The 24,139-nt window shown below is 36.6% G+C and carries 22 protein-coding genes; 9 read left to right on the forward strand and 13 right to left on the reverse strand.

The window, feature by feature from the left end; translation table 11 throughout:
- Nucleotides 1–33: 33 nt before the first annotated feature.
- The 6 genes from V0410_RS02220 (at nucleotide 34) to V0410_RS02245 (ending at nucleotide 5,948) form a co-directional block, all read left to right on the forward strand.
- Nucleotides 34–1,104 (forward strand): branched-chain amino acid aminotransferase, encoded by a 1,071-nt coding sequence (locus tag V0410_RS02220; RefSeq protein ID WP_277694593.1) that lies wholly within the window; start codon nucleotides 34–36, stop codon nucleotides 1,102–1,104.
- A 172-nt stretch (nucleotides 1,105–1,276) separates the two neighbouring features.
- Nucleotides 1,277–1,789, forward strand: a complete 513-nt coding sequence (locus V0410_RS02225; RefSeq protein ID WP_227941437.1) for an FKBP-type peptidyl-prolyl cis-trans isomerase — start codon at nucleotides 1,277–1,279, stop codon at nucleotides 1,787–1,789.
- A gap of 82 nt (nucleotides 1,790–1,871) precedes the next feature.
- Nucleotides 1,872–2,909: a peptidylprolyl isomerase gene (locus tag V0410_RS02230; RefSeq protein WP_228406592.1), complete on the forward strand. Its 1,038-nt coding sequence runs from the start codon at nucleotides 1,872–1,874 to the stop codon at nucleotides 2,907–2,909.
- Between the two features lie 166 nt (nucleotides 2,910–3,075).
- Entirely contained in the window at nucleotides 3,076–3,651 is a 576-nt protein-coding gene (locus tag V0410_RS02235) for a hypothetical protein (protein ID WP_330746144.1), read from the forward strand.
- Between the two features lie 147 nt (nucleotides 3,652–3,798).
- Nucleotides 3,799–4,020, forward strand: a complete 222-nt coding sequence (locus V0410_RS02240; protein ID WP_330746145.1) for a hypothetical protein — start codon at nucleotides 3,799–3,801, stop codon at nucleotides 4,018–4,020.
- Between the two features lie 143 nt (nucleotides 4,021–4,163).
- The gene (locus tag V0410_RS02245) at nucleotides 4,164–5,948 is read left to right on the forward strand and encodes a DUF262 domain-containing protein (protein WP_330746146.1); all 1,785 of its coding nucleotides are present in this window, start codon (nucleotides 4,164–4,166) and stop codon (nucleotides 5,946–5,948) included.
- Between the two features lie 63 nt (nucleotides 5,949–6,011).
- Here the strand turns inward: V0410_RS02245 and V0410_RS02250 are convergent, their stop codons facing one another.
- The 8 genes from V0410_RS02250 to V0410_RS02285 all read right to left on the reverse strand — a co-directional run bounded on the left by V0410_RS02250 (nucleotide 6,012) and on the right by V0410_RS02285 (nucleotide 15,350).
- Nucleotides 6,012–6,242 (reverse strand): hypothetical protein, encoded by a 231-nt coding sequence (locus V0410_RS02250; RefSeq protein WP_330746147.1) that lies wholly within the window; start codon nucleotides 6,240–6,242, stop codon nucleotides 6,012–6,014.
- Nucleotides 6,243–7,308: 1,066 nt separating this feature from the next.
- On the reverse strand, nucleotides 7,309–8,667 hold the full coding sequence (locus V0410_RS02255) for a M20/M25/M40 family metallo-hydrolase (protein ID WP_330746148.1): 1,359 nt from the start codon (nucleotides 8,665–8,667) through the stop codon (nucleotides 7,309–7,311).
- Nucleotides 8,668–8,670: 3 nt separating this feature from the next.
- Complete coding sequence (locus V0410_RS02260; protein WP_330746149.1) at nucleotides 8,671–10,029, reverse strand: M20/M25/M40 family metallo-hydrolase; 1,359 nt, start codon at nucleotides 10,027–10,029, stop codon at nucleotides 8,671–8,673.
- Between the two features lie 2 nt (nucleotides 10,030–10,031).
- Complete coding sequence (locus tag V0410_RS02265) at nucleotides 10,032–11,435, reverse strand: M28 family peptidase (protein ID WP_330746150.1); 1,404 nt, start codon at nucleotides 11,433–11,435, stop codon at nucleotides 10,032–10,034.
- A 54-nt stretch (nucleotides 11,436–11,489) separates the two neighbouring features.
- Nucleotides 11,490–12,734 carry a DUF1015 domain-containing protein gene (locus V0410_RS02270; RefSeq protein ID WP_137903953.1) on the reverse strand — a complete coding sequence of 415 codons (1,245 nt, stop codon included), beginning with the start codon at nucleotides 12,732–12,734 and terminating at the stop codon, nucleotides 11,490–11,492.
- Between the two features lie 2 nt (nucleotides 12,735–12,736).
- Nucleotides 12,737–13,702, reverse strand: coding sequence for a D-2-hydroxyacid dehydrogenase (locus V0410_RS02275; protein WP_330746151.1), 966 nt, complete (start codon nucleotides 13,700–13,702; stop codon nucleotides 12,737–12,739).
- A gap of 123 nt (nucleotides 13,703–13,825) precedes the next feature.
- Nucleotides 13,826–14,890, reverse strand: a complete 1,065-nt coding sequence (gene serC, locus V0410_RS02280; protein WP_330746152.1) for a 3-phosphoserine/phosphohydroxythreonine transaminase — start codon at nucleotides 14,888–14,890, stop codon at nucleotides 13,826–13,828.
- A gap of 109 nt (nucleotides 14,891–14,999) precedes the next feature.
- On the reverse strand, nucleotides 15,000–15,350 hold the full coding sequence (locus V0410_RS02285) for a 4Fe-4S binding protein (protein WP_126650419.1): 351 nt from the start codon (nucleotides 15,348–15,350) through the stop codon (nucleotides 15,000–15,002).
- A gap of 59 nt (nucleotides 15,351–15,409) precedes the next feature.
- Here V0410_RS02285 and V0410_RS02290 point away from each other — a divergent pair, with 59 nt between their 5' ends.
- Genes V0410_RS02290 through V0410_RS02300 form a run of 3 tightly spaced genes read left to right on the forward strand, consistent with a single transcriptional unit; the run spans nucleotide 15,410 to nucleotide 17,655 of the window.
- On the forward strand, nucleotides 15,410–16,444 hold the full coding sequence (locus tag V0410_RS02290) for an acyl-CoA reductase (RefSeq protein WP_330746153.1): 1,035 nt from the start codon (nucleotides 15,410–15,412) through the stop codon (nucleotides 16,442–16,444).
- A 47-nt stretch (nucleotides 16,445–16,491) separates the two neighbouring features.
- Complete coding sequence (locus tag V0410_RS02295; protein ID WP_330746154.1) at nucleotides 16,492–16,926, forward strand: peptidylprolyl isomerase; 435 nt, start codon at nucleotides 16,492–16,494, stop codon at nucleotides 16,924–16,926.
- A gap of 39 nt (nucleotides 16,927–16,965) precedes the next feature.
- Complete coding sequence (locus V0410_RS02300) at nucleotides 16,966–17,655, forward strand: Bax inhibitor-1/YccA family protein (RefSeq protein ID WP_110008636.1); 690 nt, start codon at nucleotides 16,966–16,968, stop codon at nucleotides 17,653–17,655.
- A gap of 525 nt (nucleotides 17,656–18,180) precedes the next feature.
- Here the strand turns inward: V0410_RS02300 and V0410_RS02305 are convergent.
- From V0410_RS02305 to V0410_RS02325, 5 genes are all read right to left on the reverse strand, one after another.
- Entirely contained in the window at nucleotides 18,181–18,429 is a 249-nt protein-coding gene (locus V0410_RS02305; RefSeq protein WP_002980002.1) for a DUF6952 family protein, read from the reverse strand.
- The gene (locus V0410_RS02310; RefSeq protein WP_062670320.1) at nucleotides 18,429–18,737 is read right to left on the reverse strand and encodes a thioredoxin family protein; all 309 of its coding nucleotides are present in this window, start codon (nucleotides 18,735–18,737) and stop codon (nucleotides 18,429–18,431) included. The genes V0410_RS02305 and V0410_RS02310 overlap by 1 nt, the downstream gene beginning before the upstream one ends.
- A gap of 126 nt (nucleotides 18,738–18,863) precedes the next feature.
- Nucleotides 18,864–19,496: a peroxiredoxin gene (locus tag V0410_RS02315; RefSeq protein WP_002980000.1), complete on the reverse strand. Its 633-nt coding sequence runs from the start codon at nucleotides 19,494–19,496 to the stop codon at nucleotides 18,864–18,866.
- Between the two features lie 249 nt (nucleotides 19,497–19,745).
- Entirely contained in the window at nucleotides 19,746–21,083 is a 1,338-nt protein-coding gene (locus tag V0410_RS02320; protein WP_330744724.1) for an IS1182 family transposase, read from the reverse strand.
- Between the two features lie 106 nt (nucleotides 21,084–21,189).
- On the reverse strand, nucleotides 21,190–24,129 hold the full coding sequence (locus V0410_RS02325) for a M16 family metallopeptidase (RefSeq protein WP_330746155.1): 2,940 nt from the start codon (nucleotides 24,127–24,129) through the stop codon (nucleotides 21,190–21,192).
- Nucleotides 24,130–24,139: the final 10 nt, after the last annotated feature.

Raw genomic sequence — 24,139 nt, forward strand, 5'->3', positions numbered from 1 at the left:
TAAATTTGTAGAACATCGTAAAAATTTTAAAAAATGATAATTCAAAAAACTGAAAACTCCAGAATTTCTACATTTGACCCTAACAATTTTTCATTTGGTAGTACTTTCATCGATCATATGATCATTTGTGAGTATGAAAACGGAAAATGGGGTGATGTAAAATTAGTTCCTTACGGTCCGATTCCATTTACGCCTGCCATGATGGGAGTAAACTACGGACAAGCTTGTTTTGAAGGTATGAAAGCCTATAAAGACAAAGACGGGCAGGTTTTCCTTTTCAGGCCTGAAAAGAATTTTGAACGTATCAACAAGTCAGCGAAACGTCTTGCTATGCCGGAAGTGACGGAAGAAATGTTTTTAGACGGATTGAAAGCTTTGGTAGATATTGACAGAGAGTGGATTCCACAGGGGGAAGGAATGTCGCTTTATATCAGACCTTTGATTTTTGCTACAGAGGAAGCTTTGAAAGCAAGAGTTGCTAATAAATATATGTTTGCCATCGTTGCAACACCGGCACAGAGTTATTACTCAGAACCGGTATCTGTAAAAATCTCTGATCATTATTCAAGAGCTGCAAACGGAGGGGTAGGTTCTGCAAAGGCTGCAGGTAACTATGCGGCTTCTTTTTATCCAACACAGTTGGCTATTGAAGAAGGGTATGAGCAAATCATCTGGACGGATGATGCTACACACGAATATTTCGAAGAGAGTGGTACAATGAATGTGTTTGTTAGAATCAACGATACGATCTATACGCCGCCAACATCTGAGAAAATCCTTGACGGAGTAACGAGAGACAGCTTCATTCAGTTAGCGAAGAAAAGAGGTATCGAAGTGAAAATTGAACCGATTGCGGTAAAAACTGTAATCGAAGCTTTAAAGAACGGTGAACTTAAAGAAGTATGGGGTGTAGGTACAGCAGTAGTAACCACTCAATTCCAGGCTTTAGGATATCAGGGAGAAAAACTTGCGCTTCCGAGATTATCTGATGAAGAAAGCTATGCGGCTATCCTTAAGAAAGATCTGGTAGACTTACAAACCAATTTGTCTGAAGATCCGTTTGGATGGAGAGTGATGGTAGATCACGTATTGGAAACAGTATAATACTATTGATATAATGATATGAGAGCCGGGTTTTTCCCGGCTTTTTCGTACCTGTGTATTCACGTAAAATGCACGAAGACTTTTTGGCTGGGATCAATGCGTTACAACATTCACATATTTCTGTGTCAAGTTTTGTAATTGATTCGCGAAATGTGTATTTTCGCAAAAGTTTATGAAAAAAATACTCTTCATATCAGCCATAAGCCTGTTGAGCTGCAACAGAAATACACAGACGGTACATCCCCCTGTAGGCGGGGTATTGAGCCAGAAAGATCTGGATGTTTCTAAAAACAGGATGAAAAATTTAAATGGTATAGAACGTGGCCAGATTCAGGACTGGATCAGTGGCCAGTCTGTAAAATATTATCCAACGCAGCTTAATTATTGGGTAACGGTAGAAGGCTATGATCAAAGAGAAAGAAGGAAAGATGAAACAACCATTTCCTATTCTTATGATCTGTATGATTTTGATCAGACGAAAATCTACGATCAGCCTTTTGAAAGAAGAGATGCCAGATTCGGACACTTTGATGAACTGAGAGCAGTGGAGAACGCTTTGCGTTTTATACATGATGGAGAGGAAGTAACACTTTTGGTACCGTCTTCTTTGGCCTACGGAACTTACGGAGACGAAAAGAAAATAGACAACGACATTCCATTAATCATAAAATTAAAAGCTTTATAAATACATGAAATTGTTTAACAAGAATATAATTCTGGCAGCGGCAAGTATTTCGCTGATGAGTTGTACCCCAATTTATAAAAAAATGAACGTAGACAAAGAAACTTACGAAGGTCTTAATGACGGACTTTATGCCAATCTTCAAACTACAAAAGGTAACTTAATTGTAAAATTTGAAGACAAGAAAGCACCAGTAACTGTAGCCAACTTTATCGGTCTTGCAGAAGGGAAAATCGATAACAAAGCTAAGGCTAAAGGAGTTCCTTACTATGACGGAACTATTTTCCACAGAGTAATCAAAGATTTCATGATCCAGGGAGGAGATCCTCAGGGAACAGGAATGGGAGATCCTGGGTATAAATTCGAAGACGAAAGAAACGACCTTAAACACACAGGGAAAGGGATTCTTTCTATGGCTAACTCTGGACCAAACACCAACGGTTCTCAGTTCTTCATCACTGAAGTGGCTACACCTTGGTTAGACGGAAGACACACGATCTTCGGAAAAGTGGTAAAAGGAAATGAGGTAATTGATGCGATTGCTAACGTTGAAAAAGGAGCTCAGGACAAACCTAAAACAGATATCGTTTTAGAAAAAGTTTCTGTTTTCAGCAAAGGTGATGAGTACAAGCACTATGATGCAGCTAAAACTTTCAATGAAGGAAAAGCTAAAATCGCAGAAAACAATAAAGCTTTCATTGCTAAAGAAGAAGCTGAAAAGAAAAAAAGAGAAGAAGAATTCAAAGCTAACCAGGAGAAATTGGTTGAAAACCTGAAAGCTGGTATGCAAAAAACAGAATCTGGTCTTTACTATAAAATTACAAAAACTGCTGACGGTAAAGCCCCAAAAGCTGGTGACAATGTATCTGTACACTATGCAGGTAAACTGGTAGACGGAACTGAATTTGATTCTTCATTCAAGAGAAATGAGCCTATCGAAATTCCAATCGGAATGGGAAGAGTAATCAAAGGATGGGATGAAGGTATCCTGTTATTAAAAGAAGGTGAAACTGCTACATTATTGATCCCGCCAGCAATGGCTTACGGAGAAAGAGGAGCAGGAGGGGTGATCCCGCCAAACTCATGGTTGGTTTTCGATGTTGAGCTTGTAAAAGTAAAATAATTGAATCTTCACAATAGTATCAAAGCCGTCCGTAAGGATGGCTTTTTTTATTCTGCTCAGAGATATTCTGTAACGATCTGTGTAAATGGTACGACCTATTTACTATCCGGAAAGGCTAAATGTTTTTCTGATACGAAATCATCTTAAACTTGTAATAACCAAGATAATGAAAACCAAATCACTTCTGTTTCTGTTCGTTCTGCTGTCTTTTATGGGGTTTTCCCAGAGCGGGGCAAGTCCTGACGATGCAGCGATAAAAAAATCACTCACCTATTTTGTCAACAGTATTCAAGCTAAACAAATGGATCAGGCAGTAAACGGCATATACCCAAAATTCTTTACCATAGTTTCAAAAGAGCAGATGACACAGATTTTGAATATGACTTACAATAATCCATTCATGAAAATTGAATTGCAGGATCTGAAGTTCGGAAATATTGAAAAACCTGAGCTCATAACCGGCGAGTATTTTTCTGTTACCCCTTATTTTTTGAAACTGAAATGTAATGTCAGTTCATTGAATGATGATATGAAAAAGAAAATGAGCGGTGCATTGACAGCCAAATACGGAGCAAATAATGTGAAATATGTCGCCAGCGAAAGCTCATATCTCATCAACGCCGCTATGAAAGCCTGTGCGGTTTCAAAAGATAAAAAGGCATGGAAATTTGTTATTCTTGAAAAAGAATATAAAAAGGAACTGGTGAAGATCTTGCCGAAGAAAATTCTGGATAAGTTCTAAAGATTAAACATTAATTTTTACATTGAATCGTACCGTCCCGAAAAAGACGGTTTTTTGTTTCCTAAAAATACCGTAGAAATACGGATTTCGGTATGGCTTTATTACTTCTATCTTTATCATGTACTTAAAAGAACAAAATAAAAAAAAATGTTTGACCTGAATTACGACTATATAAAGAAGGAAATAGAATCTGAAGTGTGCAATGAACACGGTAGGCATCCGGAATTTGTAAAAACAGATGAAGGTTTTGGAATAAAAGCCTGCTGTGAACCATTCAGAGAAGAACTTGTTGAAAAGTCAGGGAAAATGATTGAAGAAGAAACCCAAAAGATCCTTGAAGAAATGATGAAGGATCTGTTTAAAGAATAAGTTTTTACGATGTTAAGATAACTTTGTTATCGGAAGCTGCTTCGGAAGGGGTGGCTTTTTTGTTGAAAATGTAATGATTTTACGGGTTTCCGTAAGGTATGGTGTGTTGGTATTTATAATTTTAGAATTAATTATAAATAAATATGGCTAGTCCCAAAGACAACACTGTGCAGACTGATGTTTCTGTTAGAAATGAAAGCATCCAAAGAATTTTTAACTTTTATAAGAATAATCTATTTTATGTAAATAGAAGATATCAAAGAAAACTAATCTGGACTATTGAAGAAAAGGAACGATTCATCGATTCTATAGTTAATGGGTTACCAATTCCCTTAATTTTATTAGCTGAAACTGAAAATCTAGGTAATACATCTTATGAAATAATAGATGGAATGCAACGTTTAAATACTATTAATTCTTTTATTGAGGGTGAATTTTCATATGGTGGAGCTTATTTTGACCTTAATACATTAGTAGAGTCTAAATCCTTGCTTGATAATGGAGTTTTAGAACAAAAGTATCCGATTCTTTATAGAATGATTTGTGAGAGATTTGCTAGCTATATTCTACCAATTTCGATTTATTATTTTTCAGATGAAGATAAGGTAGATGAAGTATTTATAAGGATTAACAGCTATGGAAGGCATTTGTCAAGACAAGAATTAAGGGCTGCAGGTACTCTGGAATCATTTGGAGACTTAGTAAGACTTGTTTCTTCTGAAATAAGAACTGACGTTTCTCATGGTGATATATTAAGCCTTAGGCAAATGAAAGAAATTAGTATTACAAATGCGGGTTTAGATTATGGAATAAATGTAGATGGATTATTTTGGATTTCAAATAATATTATTACGAAAGAAATGGTAAGGGAATCTAAAGATGAAGAAATAGTAGCTGATTTACTTTCAGCAATAGCTTTAGATACAATTCCAGGAACTAGTTCAACAATCTTAGATGAATATTATGGTCTGAAAAAAAGTTCGAAGTCTGATGAGTTAGACATTGCACTGAGGAAAATTGGGGCAAATGAATTAAGGCATCAGTTTTTAACTGTTTATAACGTTATTAGAGAGTCAATTAAGGTTGCTGAAAAAAGCTTTCGAAACTTATTATTTGATGATAATTCCCAAAAAATACCAAGATACTTCCAAGTCGTTTTCCTTGCAATTCATAAATTGATTTTTAGAGAAAATAAGGAAGTTAACAGTTATACAGATTTAGTAGCGCGACTTACTGGAATTTCAACACATATCAGAATAACAGAAGGAGGGAATTGGAGTGCTATAAATAGAAATCAAAATGTTGATGCAGTAGCAGGAATATTAGGAGGTTGTTTTAGGGATAAGACTCACGATCCAGCAGCAGCAAAGTGGTTAACAGAATTTGAATCTCTATTAATGCAGTCAAAAACGGAACAAACTTCTTATGATTTTAAACAGGGTTTTACACGATTGGATGGGCATAATCAGTTTGATGAAGAAAGTTTCAATAAAATTATACTTACTTTGACAGCTATAGCAAATAATTCAGCTAATACAAGTGGATATGTTTGTGTGGGTGTTTGTGATAATGTAAAAGAAATAGAAAGGATTAAAGAAATTTATAATGTTGATCCACAAAAATATCGTGGTTTTTTTGTGACTGGAATTCTACATGAGGCGCAAATTCTTGCTAAAGATTTAGATGATTTTTATAGAAAAATAATTCAAAAAATTAAACAACAACCGATATCTGAGGATGCAAAGGATTATATTTCTAAGAATATTAGAATTGTAAATTACTTCGATAAAGATGTTGTGATTTTCAAAACAAAATCATTAACAAATCCTTTGATATATGGAGATAAATATTATATCAGATATGGGGCTAACGTTGAAGAAGTTAAGCCAGAAAATTATGCTGCTTTTTTTCAATCGTATAAACTATAAACAAAAACCGCCCCAAACAGGGCGGTTTTCTCAGTAAAATAAATTGAAAAGTTATATGTTCTGTTATCTTTTCTTCATGCGCGTTCCGGCAAGGGAACTGATGAATACAAGGCCAAACCCGATATAAGCGGCAAATGCCGTCAGGTATATAATTAAGCTGTTAAAGCTAGGTTTTAAGGCGTATACCAACACTGAAAATGTAGCAAAACTTAACACCATCAACAGGCTCCATATATTCAATTTTGCAGCATCTTCATTTCTCTTAAAAATCATTTCAAAAAAGGCTCTCATCATTACTAACATTTTAAGGGTTATACATTAATTTATAGCATAAAGGCGCACTCATCACGGTAAAAAGAATATATTCCTTTACTGGGCTAAGGTTCACGATGACTTTGCCATTTATTTATATCATAACACCGGGCCAAAAGTCCGGGATATTTTTGTTTTTTTTGAATCAATAAATGATTCCTGGTTATTGTGATACCAGTCAGATACGGGTGCAAAACTGCTGTGAAAAACTAACGGGGGTTAATTAATCACGGACCCGTATCTTTTACGGCATCGTAGAAAAAAAAGGATTCATATACTAGATATGAACTTGAATCAGTGGAAAAACTGAAAATCCACAGAAAACCTTTTTTCTCATCCTTAGTGTTTTTTTAATTTTTTCTCAAGAATTTACATGCCAATATCATGCCAAAATTCAGTTTGTGCGATTAACACTTTGTTTCACGGGATTGATGAGATCAGCAGCGAAGCATTTTTTCTTCTGTTATTTCCTTAAACATAGAAAAATTTTCTGTTTTTTAAAGCTAATAACAATGAACAAAGAAAATATTACGGAGGAGAAGTGTTTTTTATGTATTTAAAATAAACCACGAATAACTCAAATGTTCCTGCAAAAATTTCACAAATACAACAGACAGTTAAAAAAATTGTGGCTAAGATCATTCGCATCCCATAATATCAACTATTCAATTTGTGTTATTGGTGAAATCATTCGTGTCATTTGTGTTCAATTTTAAAAACCACAAGTAACACCAATATTCCTTCACAAATAACACAAATATATATACGCAATCATCCGTGTCAATCTGTGAAATCAGTGGGATACTTATAAGTTTCGGCTAAAGCCATTGGAAGAGATTCATTTAAAATAAACGGGCTAAAGCCCATTTCTATTGATATTATTAAATTTGTGTTATTTGTGAAATCATTCGTGTCATTTGTGTTTAATTGTAAGAATCACAAACACCATCAATATTGTTCACAAATTTTCACTAATGGAATACTGTGAAATTTATTATGCATTACTATTAAAATAAAAAAACCGCCTTTAGAAAGACGGTTTCATATTTTACCAGTTTTTATCAATCATATAAATAATCTGAGTCAAAGCGGTGGCTCCCAATAAAAGCTCCCTTCGGTTCACCTTTTCAAAAGTATCTTCTTCCGTGTGGTGAATATCGAAATATCGCTGTGAATCCGGCATCAGCTCAGCAGCGGGAATTCCCATGTCATGAAGCGGATAAAGGTCTGTTCCTGAAAACCGCTCTTCAAAATTATAAACTCCGTAGGGAAGAAAAAGATTCGACCAGCTTTTAATCTGATTTCTTTTCGCATCATCCATATCCAGAGCAATACCTCTTGGGGCAAAGCCTCCGGCATCTGTTTCAATAGCAAAAAGATGTTTTTCGTTTTTCTCTTTTACCGTTTTACCGTACTGGATTCCTCCTTTTACTCCGTTTTCTTCATTGGCGAAACAGACAACCCTGATGGTGTGGTTATTCTGAATACCCAACTTTTTAAAGGTTCTTAAAACCTCAATGCTTTGTACAATTCCGGCTCCGTCATCATGGGCTCCTTCACCTACATCCCAGGAATCAAGGTGTCCACCGACAACAATAACACTCTGGTCTTTTTTACCTGTAATTTCACCAATAACAGAGTGGGAGAGCTTTTCTCCTTTCATTCCGCAGTTGGAGTTAAGTTTTGCATTAACTTTCTGGCTTTTCAGTAAACCTTCCAGTTCATCTGCAGTTGTGCTTCCGATGGCTACCGCAGGGATTTTGGAAACTTTGTCTTCATAGCGCATTGCTCCGGTATGAGGCACATCATCAAAAGCGGAAGACAGTGATCTTACGATGGCGAATTTTCCTCCTTTTTTAGCGGTTAAAGAAGCGGCAGTCGTTCTGTATTTGGCGGCATCACCATAGGCTTTGAAAGTCTCTACAAATGACTGGCTGAAAGGATAGTTGAAGAAAACGATTTTATCTTTCACTTTTTCAGCAGGAAGTCTGTCATATTCTTCCATCGATTTTACCATGATGATTTCTCCCGAAACATCTTTTCCTCCTGTTCCTTCAGAATTCCCAAGGGAAAGCATTTTAAGGCTTTTCCATTTTCCGTTGGAAGTCTGGATGTTCAGAGATTCTTTTCCTCTTACCCAAACCGGGATCATCACTTCCTGAAGCCATACTTTATCAGCTCCGGCATCACGAAGTTTCTGTTCTGCCCATTTTACAGATTTTTCATAGGCTTCGGATCCACTTAAGCGGTGGCCTATATTTTTTGTAAGCTCTCTTAGCTCTGTATATCCTTTTCCGTTGTTCAGAATTTCTGTAGAGATTTTTCTGAACTGTACAGAATCTTCTTTAGACTGGCCAAATGCAGCCATTCCAAAAAGCAATAATGAAGTTCCTAGTATCTTTTTCATTGTTTACCAATTTTTGTCAATCATATAAATAAGTTGTGTCATCACCGTAGAACCCAATAATAATTCTCTGCGGTTGATTTTTTCAAAAGTGTCTTCTTCGGTATGGTGAATATCAAAATAACGTTGCGGATCAGGAACGAGTTCAGCTGTAGGAACTCCCATTTCGTGAAGCGGGGCAATATCCGACCCTGAATATTTTCCTTCAAAGTTGTAAACGCCATACGGCAAAAACAGATTCACCCAGCTTTTGATCTGGTTTCTTTGAGGTTCATCCATTTCGAGGGAAATTCCGCGTGGTGAAAAACCTCCGGCATCAGATTCAATGGCGAAAATATGTTTCTCGTTGTTTTCTTTGACCGTCTTACCATATTGTTTTCCGCCTTTTGTTCCATTTTCTTCGTTGGCAAAACAAACGGCGCGGATCGTATGATTATTCTGAATCCCTAATTTTTTAAAGGTTCTTAATACCTCAATGCTCTGCACAATTCCGGCCCCGTCATCATGGGCTCCTTCGCCGACATCCCAGGAATCAAGATGTCCGCCGACAACAATAACACTTTGATCTTTTTTACCTGTAATTTCACCAATAACAGAGTGGGAAAGCTTTTCTCCTTTCATACCACAGTTGGAATTGAGTTTAGCCGTAACCTGATGATTCTTTAATAATGCCTCAAGTTCATCAGCTGATGTATTTCCGATTGTTATGGCTGGTATTTTGGAAATATTTTCGTCATAACGCATGTTTCCTGTGTGTGGAATATCATCAAAAGCAGAGGAAAGAGACCTGACAATGGCAAATTTTCCTCCTTTTTTAGCCGTTAATGAGGCTGCAGTTCTTCTGTAGGGGTTTGCATCACGATAAGAAATGAATGTCTGTACATTTTCCTGACTAAAAGGATAGTTGAAAAACACAATTTTATCTTTCACCTTTTCAGCAGGAAGTCTGTCATATTCTTCCAGTGATTTTACCATGATGATTTCTCCGGAAAAATCTTTTCCTCCGGTTCCTTCAGAATTCCCAAGGGAAAGCATTTTTACACTTTTCCATTTTCCGTTGGAAGTCCGGATGTGCAGAGATTCTTTTCCTCTTACCCAAACAGGAATCATCACTTCCTGTAGCCATACTTTGTCAGCTCCGGCATCATGAAGTTTCTGTGCTGCCCACTGAACTGATTTTTCATACGCTTCTGACCCGCTGAGACGGTTTCCTATAGTTTTGGTAAGCTCTCTTAGTTCGTTGTATCCTTTTCCGTTGTTCAGAATTTCTGTGGAGATTTTTCTGAACTGGACAGAATCTTCTGTAGACTGACCAAATGCGGCCATTCCAAAAAGAAGTAATAAAGTTCCTGTTATCTTTTTCATTGTTACCAGTTTTTATCAACCATAAAAATCATCTGTGTTATGGCGACAGCTCCAAGAAGAAGCTCTCTTTTATTTACTTTGTCAAAAGTATCCTGTTCGGAGTGGTGATAATCAAAATATCTCTGGGTGTCTACCACAAGCTCTGCCAAAGGAATATCCAGTTTTTTCAAAGGAGAAATATCCTGAATGGCTTCTGTCTGGTCAAAATCATAAACGCCATATGGCAGAAAATATTCTTTCCAGGGATAAACCAGTCTTCTTCTCTGCGGGGACATATCTAATGAAAACCCACGGGGAGAATAACCTCCTGCATCGGTTCCTAAGGCAAATATGTGTTTTTCGTCTTTCTTTTTCACATAAGCAGCATACATCTCACGGCCTTGTCCTCCGTTTTCACTGTTGGCATACAAAACAACGCGGATCGTATGATTGTTTTCATATCCAAGTGCTTTCAGCGTTCTTAGCACTTCGATACACTGTACAACACCTGTTCCGTCGTCCACGGCACCTTCGCCAATATCCCACGAATCAAGCTGAGCGCCTAAAACAATTACTTTTGAATCTTTTTTGCCTCCAATTTCAGCAATAATATTAGGATTCGTAGTATCACCTTTTGATTCTGCGGTCATGTTGATTTTCGCAGTCACTTTCTGTTTTTTCAATGTTTTTTCCAACTCATCTGCAGATCTTACTCCAATTGATAAAGCCGGAATTTTAATTTTATCATCTGGCTCGTAGTAAATCATTTTGGCATGAGGAGTGTCATCAGTGGCGGTGGTCAGTGACCTTATAATTAAGGCTTTTGCACCTGTTTTGGCAATTACCGAAGCGGAAATTAATTTTGATTTTGCTGCCTGTAAATAAGAATCGCTTGTATTGATAACTCTCGGGTCCATAGGAACATTTACAAAAACTATTTTGTCTTTTAGCTGTCCCAGCGACATGGCATTAAGTTCTGATGTGGAATTGATTAAAACAACTTCACCTGTCAGATCTTTACCTCCTGTTCCTTCAGAGTTTCCGAAAGAAAGCATTCTGATGTTTTTCCAATCTCCATTTCCGGCTTTGATCTGTAAAGATTCTTTTCCTCTGATCCAGACCGGTGCTTTAGCTTCCTGTCTCCAGATCATATTAATACCAATTTCCTTGAACTTTTTTTCAGCCCATTCTACAGCTTTTGTATAACCGGGAGTGGCGCTGAAGCGGGGACCGATTCTTTTGGTAAGTTCCCCGAGATTATCATAAGCAGTGCCGTTGGTCATAATTTCATCTGAAATTTTTTTGAACTCATCGTGATAATTAAATCTGGCAACAGTGCCTTTTTTCGCAGGGCCTTTTTGTGGTTTTTTTTGAGAAAATAAAAATCCACTCAAAAAGAGTGGAAGTATAATGAATATTTTTTTCATTTATTATTTACTTATCTTTTCCATTGATAAAAGTAGGAAAAAAATAGTAATTTATTAAGGTTTCATGTCGTACATTAACAAGGCTGTAATTAATTTTGGCTCAATAAATGTACATTTTGGAGGCATGCTTAATTTCAGGTCTGAAATTTTAATCATATCATTAAAACTTACAGGATAAATTCCAAAGCCGACTTTACCTTCACCATTGTCTACTTTTTCTTTTAAAAGATTGATTCCGTTGATGTTGGAAGTTCCTTTTACATAAGAAATAAGTTCAGAACTGTCCGGATCTTCAATTTTCAGAATGTTTTTGAAAATATATTTATCCAAAAGATGGTGATCAAGATTATCCAGAGACATTTCTTTGGAACGAAGATCATGTTTCACGTGAAGAGAGTAGAACTTCCCATCCATATACATTGAGATATGGAATTTCTGAGAAGGGTAGTACGATGTTTCCCCTTTTTCGTGAATCAGGAAATATTTTTCAAGTTCCTTCAGGAAATCTTCCGGAGAAATACCATTTAGATCGTGTAAGATTCTGTTGTAATCGTGAATCTTTATTGACTGGTTGGAAACAATGAAACTATACACAAAGTTGTAAAGCTCTGTACCGTTATGTTTTTTGTTTTTCTCCTTATGGTATTTGGCATTCATTGCTGTAGAACCAATTCTGTGGTGCCCATCGGCAATGTAGAACGAATCTATCTGATCAATCACTTCTTTAAACTGCTGAAGCTTCAGACGATTGTCTATTCTCCAGATTTTATGTCTGATACCCATAGAATCCACGTGGTTGAAAATAGGAACATTTTTTTCTTCATGGTTCATCAGCAATTCAATTTTTGAATTGGCAGGGTAGGTAAGAAGTACAGGTTCTGCCTGCAGATTTACTTTTTCAAGGTAGTGAGCCAGTTTCTCCTTTTTCTGCGGGATGGTACTTTCATGTCTCTTGATTTTTCCATTCCAGAAATCTTCAATACTTGCCAATCCCAGAAGTCCTCTGAACATCTGTTTGTTGGGATAGATCTGCTCATAAAGATAGTAAGACGAATTGTCCTGGACCAATTTCTTTTCTTCCAGAAGTTCTTCAAAGGTAGAACGGATCTTTCGCAGGTTCCGGTCAATATCTTTAGATTTACTTACAACATAGGGTTTAATCATATTGATGTAAGTATTTTCAACTTGAGCTTTCTCCGCAATCTCTTCCTGGGTGAAATTATCCAGTGGATGGGTAGGGAAAGTACTCTCAAAGTCTCTATGAGGTCTTATTCCACGGAAAGGTTTAAAAACAGGCATATTTATCTTATAGTTTCTTTTTGTAGCTTAATAATTTGTTCTGCAAGTTCGACACCGATTTTTTCCTGCGCATCCACTGTATTGCCTCCTACATGAGGGGAAAGTGATAATGCGGGATTCATCAGTAAAGGCAGTTCCGGATTGGGTTCGTTTTCAAAAACGTCCAGTGCTGCTCCGGCTACTTTTCCCGACTCGATAAAATCGATAAGTGCCACTTCATTGATGACACCACCTCTTGCAGTATTCACAATATAGACTCCATCTTTCATTTTTTCAAACTGAGGGGTGTCTATAATATACTCATTCGTTTTCGGCGTATTGATACTGATGAAGTCTGCATCTTTAAGGAATGCATCCATATCATTGGTGGAAGTGATTTCAAAGTTCACAGACTGTCCGTTGAAGAAGTTCAGCGTAAGAACTTCTGTTTTCGGGCTTCTGGTCAGAACAGTTACTTTCATTCCTAAAGCGATTCCTATTTTTACAACTTCCTGGCCAATACTTCCAAAGCCGATTACTCCTAATGTTTTTCCTGAAAGTTCATACGCATTACTGAATGACTTTTTCATGGCGTTGAAATGAGTTTCTCCTTCCAGAGGCATCAGCCTGTTGGATTCGTGAAGGAATCTTGCCAGTGAAATAAAGTGGCCAAAAACCAGTTCTGCCACTGATTTTGAGGATGCTGTGGGAGTATTGATTACTTTAATACCTTTATTTCTGGCATATTCCACATCAATATTATCCATTCCGATACCGCCTCTTCCAATGATTTTAAGGCCGGGGCAAGCATCAATCAGATCCTGTCTCACTTTCGTTGCACTTCTTACCAGAAGAACATCCACATTATTATCGTTGATAAAATTAATAACGTGATCCTGAGCCACTCTATTGTCCAGAATATCAATTCCGGCTTCCTTTAAAGTGTTTTCTCCTGCTTTTGAAATTCCGTCGTTTGCTAAAACTTTCATGAATTATTTGATTTAAAGATTGAAAGAATTACCATTTCAACATTTTAAAACTGGGGCGCAAATTAATAAATTTTAATGAACTGCCTTTCATTCTTTCAATCTTTGAATTTTTTACTATTTAATTTACTTGACAGACTTCATTACATCTACCAAAACCTGTACGCTTTCAATTGGCAGGGCATTGTACAAACTTGCTCTGTAACCGCCAAGACTTCTGTGTCCGTTTAAGCCGCTGATTCCTGCTGCTTTCCATGCATTGTCAAATTCTTCTTTCTTGCTTTCGTCTGTAATTTTGAAAGAAACATTCATTAACGAACGGTCTTCTTTTACGCAGAACGTTTCAAATAGCGGGTTGCTGTCGATTTCATCATATAAAAGCTTAGCTTTAGCTTCATTTCTTTGTTCTGCAGCAGCAATTCCTCCGTTTCTTTCAAGATACTGAAGGGTAAGTAAAGAAGCATACACAGGAAATACCGGCGGGGTATTGTACATGGATTCTTTAGCAATGTGCTGGGAATAATCCAGAATAGAAAACATATTTTCTCTTCCTGTTTTACCAAGAATTTCTTTTTTGATAACCACTAAAGTAACTCCTGCAGGTCCCATATTTTTCTGAGCACCGGCATAGATCAGGTCAAATTTTGAAAAATCCAGCTGTCTTGAGAAAATATCAGAACTCATATCACATACCATCAGTGTATCCACTTCAGGGAAGGATTTCATTTGAGTTCCGTAGATGGTGTTGTTGGAGGTACAGTGAAAATAATCGTATTCTGAACCAACAGTATAGTCTTTAGGAATAAAAGAATAATTGTCTTCTTTTGAAGAACCTACCACATCTACCGTTCCCACTTTTTTAGCTTCTTTGATGGCTCCTGCTGCCCATGTTCCTGTATCCAGGTAAGCTGCTTTTCCACCTACTTTCATCAGGTTGTAAGGAACCATTGCAAACTGCAGGCTGGCTCCGCCTCCTAAATAAAGTACCTCATAATCATCACCAAGATTCATCAATCTTTTTACAATGGCACGCGCTTCGTCCATTACCGCAACGAAATCCTTGCTTCTGTGAGAAATTTCAAGAAGAGACAATCCGATGCCGTTAAAGTCAAGGATAGCCTGTGCTGATTTTTCAAATACTTCCTGTGGTAAAATACATGGTCCTGCGCTGAAGTTGTGCTTTTTGTTCATATTTTTATTTTTTGGGTGCTTTGGGATTTCAATATCCTTCAGCTTTATTTTGATTTATTGGATTTTGGGTTAAAAAAAGCCGCCTCACAGATGATGAGACGGAATTTTTTTATTCGCCGTGTAAGAATGCTTTTTTATTAAGAAGAGCTTCTTCAGACTCTACATGATCTTCATCTGGCACACAGCAGTCTACCGGACATACAGCTGCACACTGAGGTTCTTCGTGGAATCCTTTACATTCTGTACATTTATCTGTTACAATGAAGTACACATCATCACTTACAGGTTCCTGTGGTGCATTGGCATCTACAGTAAGTCCCGACGGCATCGTAATTGTACCTTGAAGAGCCGTACCGTCAGAAGCTTTCCAATCTACAGCTCCTTCATATATTGCATTGTTTGGGCATTCTGGTTCACAAGCCCCACAGTTAATGCATTCATCAGTTATTTTAATAGCCATCGCTAATTTTTTTTAAATTTGCACAAAATTACAAAATTTTACCCAATTTTAAAGTAATTATGAATACCGAAAATCAAGTTTTAGGACTTATTAAATTAAGTGATTATATAAAAGCGTTTTTAGCGAAGAAACCGGAAGATCACAATGAAGATGATTCTGATATTGAATTATTATTGAAAAGGTCTGAAATAGAGAACCCGTGGTTTACTATTGATAATCAGAAATTTGCTTTACAGCAATGGACAGATCTTCTGACTGAAGAAAACATCAAAAACTGGCTTGGAAATTATTCTATCTCTAAAATTTCAAAAAGAGTTGGACTTATTTTAGCCGGAAATATCCCTTTAGTAGGGCTTCATGATGTAATTTCTGTAATTCTGGCCAACCATATTCCTGTCATTAAGCTGTCTTCAAAAGATAAGTATATGATTCCGTTTTTATTGAGGAAATGGAATGAGTTTTCCAATGAAAATGTAGCTTTTGAGTTTGTTGAAAAATTAGAGAATTTTGATGCTGTTATTGCAACAGGAAGTAATAATACAGCGAGATATCTGGAATATTATTTCAAGAATCATTTGAGTATCATCCGTAAAAACAGGACTTCAATTGCTGTTTTGAAGGGTGATGAGACTAATGAAGAACTGCAGCTTTTAGCAAAAGATATTTTCCAGTATTTCGGATTGGGATGCAGAAATGTAACGAGGATTTTTATTCCGCAGGATTTTGTGATTGACAGGCTGTTTGAAAACTTCTTAGGCTTCCAGGATATTATCAATCATAACAAATATGCCAACAATTATGATTATAACAGAGCGGTTTATCTTTTAAATCAGGATAAATTCTGGGATAATAATTTTGTGATGCTTAAAGAGGATGATAAACTGTTCAGCCCGCTTTCTGTAATCAATTTCAGCAGGTATGAATCATTGGATGATGTGAAAAGCTTTATTGCAGAAAATGAAGAAAATATTCAGTGCGTTGTGGCAAAAGAAGAGTTGGAAATGAATGCGATTCCTTTTGGTGAAGCACAAAATCCGGGACTTGATACTTATGCTGATAATGTAGATACAATGAAATTTTTAGAACTGGTCTGATTTTCGTATCTTCCATCACTTATTTCACCAGAACAAAAATGAATACTATGAAAAAATTATTGCTGGGACTTGCTCTTGTGGGGGCACAGCTGGTTTTTGCGCAGAAAGTAACAGGTGCAAAGGTTGAAAACAGTCCCAAAAAAGAACAACAGGCTTCCATAAGTAAGGAAAAGATCAGTTTATATAATGATAATTTCCAGAAGTTCGTTGTAGCTTTGCAGGCTTCAGACCGGAAGGCTATTGATGGATTGATTTCTGAGAAGGTAAAGGAAATCGTAACGGATGATGTTCTTAAGAAGGTCAAAGATGATATTGATCCCAACAAAAAACTTGAAGTCTTAAAGGCCGGATATTATAAAACAATGGACGGAATCAATCATCCGAGTATTAAATATAAATATGCAGGAGAATCTTCCAGGGAAGTTATTACCGCTGTATTTGAGGATGACGGAAAAATTCTTGGGGTATTGCCCTCGAAATAAGACTTAATTTTATTTTCGATTAACAAAAAAATATTAACTATGATGACAGATGTTTTAGTCGCTCATTCCTCAGATGTGGAGAAGGCGAATTTTTACAAGAAGACGTACTTACATGTTGCTTTATCGATTCTTGCATTTATTGGAGTGGAAACGATATTATTAAAAACAGTTCCGGTAGAATTGATTGCGATGATGTTTGGTCAGAGATATATCTGGCTATTGATTATCGGGGTTTTCTGGCTGGCTTCTGTTTTGGCTTCTAAATGGTCACTTTCACAGAGCAAATCTACCCAATATTTAGGATTAGGATTTTACATCTTGCTGGAAGCGATTATTTTCATGCCGCTGCTTTTTATTGCCACTAATATTGAAGGTGGAGCAAATGTTATTTTTCAGGCTGCGACGTTAACTGTTGCTATGTTTGCGGGTATTTCTGCAGTAGCATTCACTTCTAAAAGAGATTTTTCTTTCTTAAGAAATATCATTGTAATCGGTGGATTTATTTCCATCGGACTGATTGTAGGAGGGATGATCTTTGGTTTTAACCTTGGACTGTGGTTCTCGGTAGGAATGGTAATTTTAGCTTCAGCTACTATTCTATATCAGACAAGCAAATTAAAGGATTCATTTGGAACCAACCAATATGTAGGAGCAGCATTGCAGCTTTTTGCTTCGATTATGCTTTTATTCTGGTATATTCTGAGTATTCTGATGAGCAGAAGAAACTAATTGATAAGTTGTCTTTGCTTTAAAATATAGTCCCGGTGATTTTTCATCGGGATTTCTTTTTTTATGTAAACACAAATGTCACAAATGTTTTCACGAATAAACACAATTTACTAATATCAATAGGAACGGGCTTTAGCCCGTTTTACTTTAAATAAATCTTTTCCAACGGCTTCAGCCGAAACTTATAATAATATTTAAATATATTTTTGCCCACAGATTCCACAGATTAACACGGATGCTTGCGTATCTTTATTTGTGTTATTCGTGAAATCGCTCGTGTTATTCGTGTTGTAAACCAAAATCCAAAAAATCCTGATGAAAATATCACCGGGATTTTAATGGGTTATTCTTTACAATTTTTCATACAGCTTCCAGCTTCATGTGACCGGTTAAAGTCCTTTGAAGTAGATTTTAAGTTGAAATAAAAAGATTCTTAAAGAATAGAAAAAGTATAGTAATGAGGAAAACCTCAGGTATTGTAGTTTGTGTTTTTACATTCTTTTGGTTAAAAATAACCGAAAGATGTTATTTGTCAATTGATCCCAAAACCTTCTGAGCAAAAGAGTTTAAAGCATCTTTTTCGCTCATTCCGTTTTGTACATTCGCGTGAACTTCTAAAGCTCCACAGATGTTGGTGATCAATTCTCCTGCAACATTCAGATCTTCTTCGCTTGTTCCTCTGAATTCGCAGAAACTTTCCAGTACTTCTAATGTTTTTTCAAGATTTTCAGGAGTCTGATTCTGGTAAAACTGTCTGATTACGGGTAATTTCATTATGCTAATTCGTTAAAAAGGTTAATTAAACTTTCTGCCTGGTTAGATTGAACCTGGTTCACCAGTTCTCCGTTTTTAAAGATGGCGAAGGTAGGTAAGTTATCTACTTTTGCTAATTTTCTGCTTTCAGGAAGCTTTTCTGCATCTACATATAAAAATGGAATAGAATCATTTTCAGAGGCTAATTTTTTGAATTTCGGCTTCATGATTCTGCAGTTTCCGCACCATGTTGCGCCATATTGAACGACTACTTTTTCGTTTTCGTTAACTATATTCTGTAATGTATCTTCGGTTAATTCTGTGTACATAAGTTTATTTTTAAAAAAATAAACAATGTAACAATCTAAAAAATTGACCAATCTAACAATTCAAGAAATGACTTTTCAAATTGTTATACTGTTAGATTGTTACATTGTTATATTTAAATTAAGATATTAATTTTTTGCTAAGTATTCTGCTGTAGAAGTTCTGTCAGCTTTCATTGCTTCTTTTCCTTCTTCCCAGTTTGCAGGACATACTTCACCATGTTTCTGTACGTGAGTGTAAGCGTCGATTAATCTTAAGAATTCTTTTACGTTTCTTCCCAAAGGCATATCATTTACCGCTTCGTGGAAAATTTTTCCGGTTTCGTCGATAAGGTAAGTTGCTCTGTAAGTTACGTTAGAACCTGTGAAAACTTCGTTTCCATCTTCATCATATTCAAAATCCTGATCAACAATTCCCAAAGTGTTAGCCAATTGTCTGTGAGTATCAGCTAAAAGCGGGTAAGTTACTCCTTCAATTCCTCCGTTATCTTTTGGAGTGTTCAACCAAGCGAAGTGTACTTCGTTAGTATCACAAGAAGCACCGATTACTTTAGTGTTTCTTTTTTCGAACTCACCTAAAGCCTCCTGGAAAGCGTGAAGCTCAGTAGGGCATACGAAAGTGAAATCTTTAGGGTACCAGAATAAAAGAACTTTTTGCTGGTTGTTTACTGCTTCATCAAGGATGTTGATTCTTAAATCGTCACCCATCTCAGACATTGCGTCAATTGTTAAGTTTGGGAATTTTTTTCCTACTAAAGACATAATTTTTCTGTTTTTATATTTAAATTTCTTATGCAAATATATAAAAGATTCATCTATCGAACAAACTAAAATCGATAAATAAAATCTATAATTGTTTTTGATCTGCAGCTAAATAAAAAAGAGGCTGTCTCAAAAGGACAGCCTTTTTTATGGTCGTATTTTTTTGTAACTTATATTTTTCAATGAATTTATTTTTTTTAGATCATATTTTTGAGTTATTATGGTAGAATAAAACAAAGGAAGGTTTTTTTACCCTGCCAGAGCCAATTTTCTAAGATTATGCGCAATAGCAATCAAGCCGGTTTCTATTTCGACTTTATTTTGTCCTCTGAGAAAAAATCTTTTAAATCCTTTGTTATGTTTGATTTGAGCAAACACAGGTTCTACATCGTGACACCTTTGTTTTCTAAGCATTATGCCCCGTTTTGTATTGAGAAGCTTATGAACCTTATGCCGGAGCTTTGAAAGTTTTGGGTTAGAGGGCGAAGATGTTATAATTTTGGTTTTCTGATCTTTATCAAAATAATTATACTTGATATAGGCTTTGACTTTTCTCTTTTGGAGAAAAATATAGTTCTCTTCTGAGCCATATCCTGCATCAGCCACTATTTCGTTGGGAGGTTTATGATAAAGGTGTTCAAAATTCTTAATATGAGCAAGAAGGGTTTTAGTGTCACCAGGATTAGGATGCAGAGTATAATTAATGATAAACTGATTCTCGGTACTCAACTGAAGATTGTAAGCCGCTTTGAGCTGCCCATTACGCATATGATCCTCTTTCATGCGCATAAAAGTAGCATCAGGGTCTGTTTTTGAATAGCTGTTCCTATTCCCAAGAATAGCCTCTTGGTTCTCATATTTTTCAAGATTTTCAGGCCAGTTCTTTTTTGCGTAATTAATCTTCTGACGAACTTTAGAGCAAATTTTCTTCTTTTTTAAAGTAGAATCTATCGTTTCTATAACAGATTTTATTTTTTCTTTGTCCATAGACTTAAAGGTTACCTCCGAAGTATCTTTCATTTCTTCCCTGGCTATTTCCTGAGTGTAGTTCCACAAATCCTCAAGTTGGGACTCTATACGTTCTTTATTCTTTTTGATAGCCTTTCCCCATACAAATGTGTAACGATTGGCATTGGCTTCTATTTTAGTCCCATCTGTAAAGATGGTTTGCAGGCTTACCAGACCTTCTTTCTCCAGATATAATACAATTTGTGCGAAGATCTCTTTGAGTTCTCCTTTTAACCTCTCACTTCTGAAACGGTTCAAAGTATTATGATCGGGACGGTTCATGGCGCTTAGCCACATAAAATGAACATTCTCTTTGAGTGCCTGCTCCAGCTTTCTACTCGAATAAATATTACACAAATAGCCATAAACCAATACTTTCAAAAGCATTTTGGGATGATACGCCGATGTGCCGCCGGGTTTATAATTACGGAGTAAATTAGTGATGTCCAGACCATCTATAACAGCTGAAACAGTTCGTACAGGATGATTATTTTCTATCAGCTCCGACAAATCAGGAGGAAAAAGAAAATTTTGCTTGGGATTATAATCTTTAAAGACTACCTTTGATTTAATTAACACACAGCAAATTAATCAATTTGCAACTATTAGGAAAGCAAAAGCTTTCCTTTTTTTATGCTCAAAAAAAAGACTGTCTCACTTTTGAGACAGCCTCTTTTTGTTTATTTTAATAACCAAAGATCTCAGTTAAATTAAGTTTTTTTACTTCGCCTAATTTCTGCATATCGGCCTCATTTACTTTGTCCTGAGAAGCGACAAGGCAATAGGTATAGTTTTTATTCTTCATTTCTTTATCATGGAAAGAATTGATATCTGTGAAAGACAGTTTGGGAGCCTGTTCATAAACATTCTTTCTCATGTCAAAGTTGTTTCCAAGCTTTTGAGATTTCAGATAAGAGAAGATGATTCCATCCTGAGTAATTCTCTCAGAGGCAATAGATTTTTTCAATCCGCTTTTCGCTGTTTCAAATAACTGCTCAGATTTCGGAAGGGTAGTCAGAAGCTCATTCATGGCTGTTGTAGACTCATTGAATTTGTCTGCCTGCGTTCCTACATAAGCCATCACCATATCTTTGTCTGTTTTCTTACTCGGAAGGGCAAAGTAAGAATACGTGGAGTAGGCAAGCGCCTTAGATTCTCTGATGGTCTGGAAAACAATAGATCCCATTCCTCCCCCGAAATAGTTGTTGAATAAACTTACCGTTGGAGTAGCAGATGGATTGTATTGGTCAGAATTTCTTACCCAGAACACTTCTGCCTGCACCATGTCATAATGAGCAAATAATACTTTGTTCTTGTCTGTCGGGATCTGTACAAAAGTTTTAGACTTAGGCAAATCTTTCAGGGTGGCAGGAAGTTTGTGGACAGGTTTCAAAGCTGCCACCACTTCATCTCCTGATTTGGGGCCGTAATACAATACTTTATGTTTGAAATTGAACAGATCATGAAGCACATTAATTAAATCTTCTGCTTTCAATGCATCAAGTTCAGCATCGCTCAGTACATTGTTGAAAGGATTTTGAGGACCGTATTGAGCGTAACTTCTCAATCCTGACATAATTACTCCTTTATTCTGTTTTGCGTTCGCTCTCGCTTTCTTAAGCCTAACTTTGTAAGCATCAAGAGCAGCCTGGTCTGCCTGACAGTTTTTGATTAAATCTTCAAATAAAGAAATGGTTTTATCAAAGTTTTCATTCAGACCTTCCAGTGATACGTAAGTTTCTTCGTTTCCTGCACTCACATTGAAGCTTGAGGCAAGTTTATAGAATTCCTTACTGATGATCTCCGAAGACTTATCTTTCGTTCCCAGATACTGAAGATATTCTGCTGCCAATGGAAGGATTTTGTTGTTCCATTTTCCTGAATCAAAGTGGTAATACATTCTGAATAAAGCATTGTCTGTATTTTTTACAGAAAGTACATCCACATCAGCTAATTTGTTTTTAGCAATGTCTTTGTCATAATTCAACCATACCGGAGCGATAGGGTTTTCAGGCATCTCGTCGATTTTTTTAAGGAAAGGAGACTGGTCTTCTCTGTTAACGGAAACCGGGGTAATCGTTGGCTTATCAACTTTTACAATGCTCTTATCTTCCCCTTTTCTTTTGTAAACTGCAACGTAGTTATTGTTCTGAAGATACTTGGATACGAAATCCATGATATCTTTTTTCGTCAGTTTTGAAATTTCGTCCACATATTCCAGCGATGTTTTGTGGTCAACGTCCGAAGTGAATTCATCCATCAGAATACTTGCTCTGGTTGAGTATTTTTCATCTTTTTGAATGATCCCTTTCTTTTCGTTGTTAACGATTGACTGAATCAGGTCGTCAGAAAACTCGCCCTTTCTCAGTTTGTCAATTTCCTGAAGAAGAAGATTCTTTACTTCATCCAGAGACTGCCCTTCAGTGGGTTTACCCTGTAAAAGTAAAACGGAATAATCTTTCAATGCATAAGAACCAGCGTATGCACCCAGTAATTTCTGTTTTTTTACCAGATCAAGATCGATCAGCCCTGCCTGTCCGTTGGTAAGCATATTTCCAACAAGATTCAGCATTCTGGCGTCTTTTGTAGAAGCTCCCGGAAATCTGAAACCAAGCATTACGTTTTCAGGATTCGGTCCTACCACTTCTTTTACAATCGGAGCAGTGATCGGTTTTTCCTGTCCAACTTTATATTCAGGGATTGCTTTAGGCTTCATATAAGAGAAAGCCTTGTCAATTTTTGCAATCACTTCATCCGGATTAAAATCTCCGGACATGATGATTCCCATGTTATTAGGAACATAATAATTGTTATAATATTCTCTGATAGCATGCAGAGAAGGGTTTTTCAGGTGTTCAATGGTTCCGATGGTGGTTTGCTTTCCGTAATTGTTGTTAGGGAAAAGGTTGGCAAACATCGTATCGAAAACCTTGTCTCCATCATCATCAAGAGATCTGTTTTTTTCTTCGTATACGGCCTCAAGCTCTGTGTGGAAAAGTCTCAGAACCGGTTCCCTGAATCGTTCAGCCTGTACTGCAAGGAATTTGTCAAGAACATTCGCAGGTACATCTTCCGTGTACACCGTTTGTTCAAAAGAAGTGAAGGCATTGGTGCCATCAGCTCCCATACCGGCCATCATTTTATCATATTCATTGGCGATTGCAAATTTTGCTGCTTCTCCTGAAACCCTGTCAATTTCTTTGTAGATTTCTTTTCTTTTGGCTTCGTCCTTAGTCTGATTGTACTTTTCGTAAAGAGCATCAATCTGGTCTAAAAGAGGCTTTTCCTTTGCCCAGTCTTTAGATCCGAACTGGTTGGTTCCTTTAAAAAGCATATGCTCCAGGTAATGGGCAAGGCCGGTGTGGTCTGCAGGATCTGTTTTACTTCCGGCTTTTGTGGCGATATACGTCTGGATTCTCGGATCCTTGTTGGTAGGACTTAAAATAACCGTTAATCCGTTTTTCAAAGTGTAATACCTTGCAGAAGTAGGGTCATTGGTTACGTACCTGTATTGGTAGCCGTTCGAAGTAGCTTCTTTCCACTGGAAATCCTGTCCAAAAGCATATCCGGCAAAACTTGCAGCGGCAATACTTGTAGCGATGGTTAGTTTTTTTAACAGATTCATTGCTGTCGTT

The sequence above is a fragment of the Chryseobacterium sp. CP-77 genome, from assembly GCF_036362765.1.
GTDB lineage: Bacteria > Bacteroidota > Bacteroidia > Flavobacteriales > Weeksellaceae > Chryseobacterium > Chryseobacterium cupriresistens.

What these genes read in the sequence shown, in the direction of transcription:
- V0410_RS02315 (WP_002980000.1), bottom strand. Translation starts at nt 19,496, where the DNA reads ATGTCTTTAGTAGGAAAAAAATTCCCAAACTTAACAATTGACGCAATG.
- V0410_RS02230 (WP_228406592.1), top strand. Translation starts at nt 1,872, where the DNA reads ATGAACGTAGACAAAGAAACTTACGAAGGTCTTAATGACGGACTTTAT.
- V0410_RS02265 (WP_330746150.1), bottom strand. Translation starts at nt 11,435, where the DNA reads ATGAAAAAAATATTCATTATACTTCCACTCTTTTTGAGTGGATTTTTA.
- V0410_RS02235 (WP_330746144.1), top strand. Translation starts at nt 3,076, where the DNA reads ATGAAAACCAAATCACTTCTGTTTCTGTTCGTTCTGCTGTCTTTTATG.
- V0410_RS02295 (WP_330746154.1), top strand. Translation starts at nt 16,492, where the DNA reads ATGAAAAAATTATTGCTGGGACTTGCTCTTGTGGGGGCACAGCTGGTT.
- V0410_RS02250 (WP_330746147.1), bottom strand. Translation starts at nt 6,242, where the DNA reads ATGATGAGAGCCTTTTTTGAAATGATTTTTAAGAGAAATGAAGATGCT.
- V0410_RS02220 (WP_277694593.1), top strand. Translation starts at nt 34, where the DNA reads ATGATAATTCAAAAAACTGAAAACTCCAGAATTTCTACATTTGACCCT.
- V0410_RS02260 (WP_330746149.1), bottom strand. Translation starts at nt 10,029, where the DNA reads ATGAAAAAGATAACAGGAACTTTATTACTTCTTTTTGGAATGGCCGCA.
- V0410_RS02285 (WP_126650419.1), bottom strand. Translation starts at nt 15,350, where the DNA reads ATGGCTATTAAAATAACTGATGAATGCATTAACTGTGGGGCTTGTGAA.
- V0410_RS02290 (WP_330746153.1), top strand. Translation starts at nt 15,410, where the DNA reads ATGAATACCGAAAATCAAGTTTTAGGACTTATTAAATTAAGTGATTAT.
- V0410_RS02270 (WP_137903953.1), bottom strand. Translation starts at nt 12,734, where the DNA reads ATGCCTGTTTTTAAACCTTTCCGTGGAATAAGACCTCATAGAGACTTT.
- serC (WP_330746152.1), bottom strand. Translation starts at nt 14,890, where the DNA reads ATGAACAAAAAGCACAACTTCAGCGCAGGACCATGTATTTTACCACAG.
- V0410_RS02300 (WP_110008636.1), top strand. Translation starts at nt 16,966, where the DNA reads ATGATGACAGATGTTTTAGTCGCTCATTCCTCAGATGTGGAGAAGGCG.
- V0410_RS02305 (WP_002980002.1), bottom strand. Translation starts at nt 18,429, where the DNA reads ATGAAATTACCCGTAATCAGACAGTTTTACCAGAATCAGACTCCTGAA.
- V0410_RS02240 (WP_330746145.1), top strand. Translation starts at nt 3,799, where the DNA reads ATGTTTGACCTGAATTACGACTATATAAAGAAGGAAATAGAATCTGAA.
- V0410_RS02255 (WP_330746148.1), bottom strand. Translation starts at nt 8,667, where the DNA reads ATGAAAAAGATACTAGGAACTTCATTATTGCTTTTTGGAATGGCTGCA.
- V0410_RS02225 (WP_227941437.1), top strand. Translation starts at nt 1,277, where the DNA reads ATGAAAAAAATACTCTTCATATCAGCCATAAGCCTGTTGAGCTGCAAC.
- V0410_RS02310 (WP_062670320.1), bottom strand. Translation starts at nt 18,737, where the DNA reads ATGTACACAGAATTAACCGAAGATACATTACAGAATATAGTTAACGAA.
- V0410_RS02245 (WP_330746146.1), top strand. Translation starts at nt 4,164, where the DNA reads ATGGCTAGTCCCAAAGACAACACTGTGCAGACTGATGTTTCTGTTAGA.
- V0410_RS02325 (WP_330746155.1), bottom strand. Translation starts at nt 24,129, where the DNA reads ATGAATCTGTTAAAAAAACTAACCATCGCTACAAGTATTGCCGCTGCA.
- V0410_RS02275 (WP_330746151.1), bottom strand. Translation starts at nt 13,702, where the DNA reads ATGAAAGTTTTAGCAAACGACGGAATTTCAAAAGCAGGAGAAAACACT.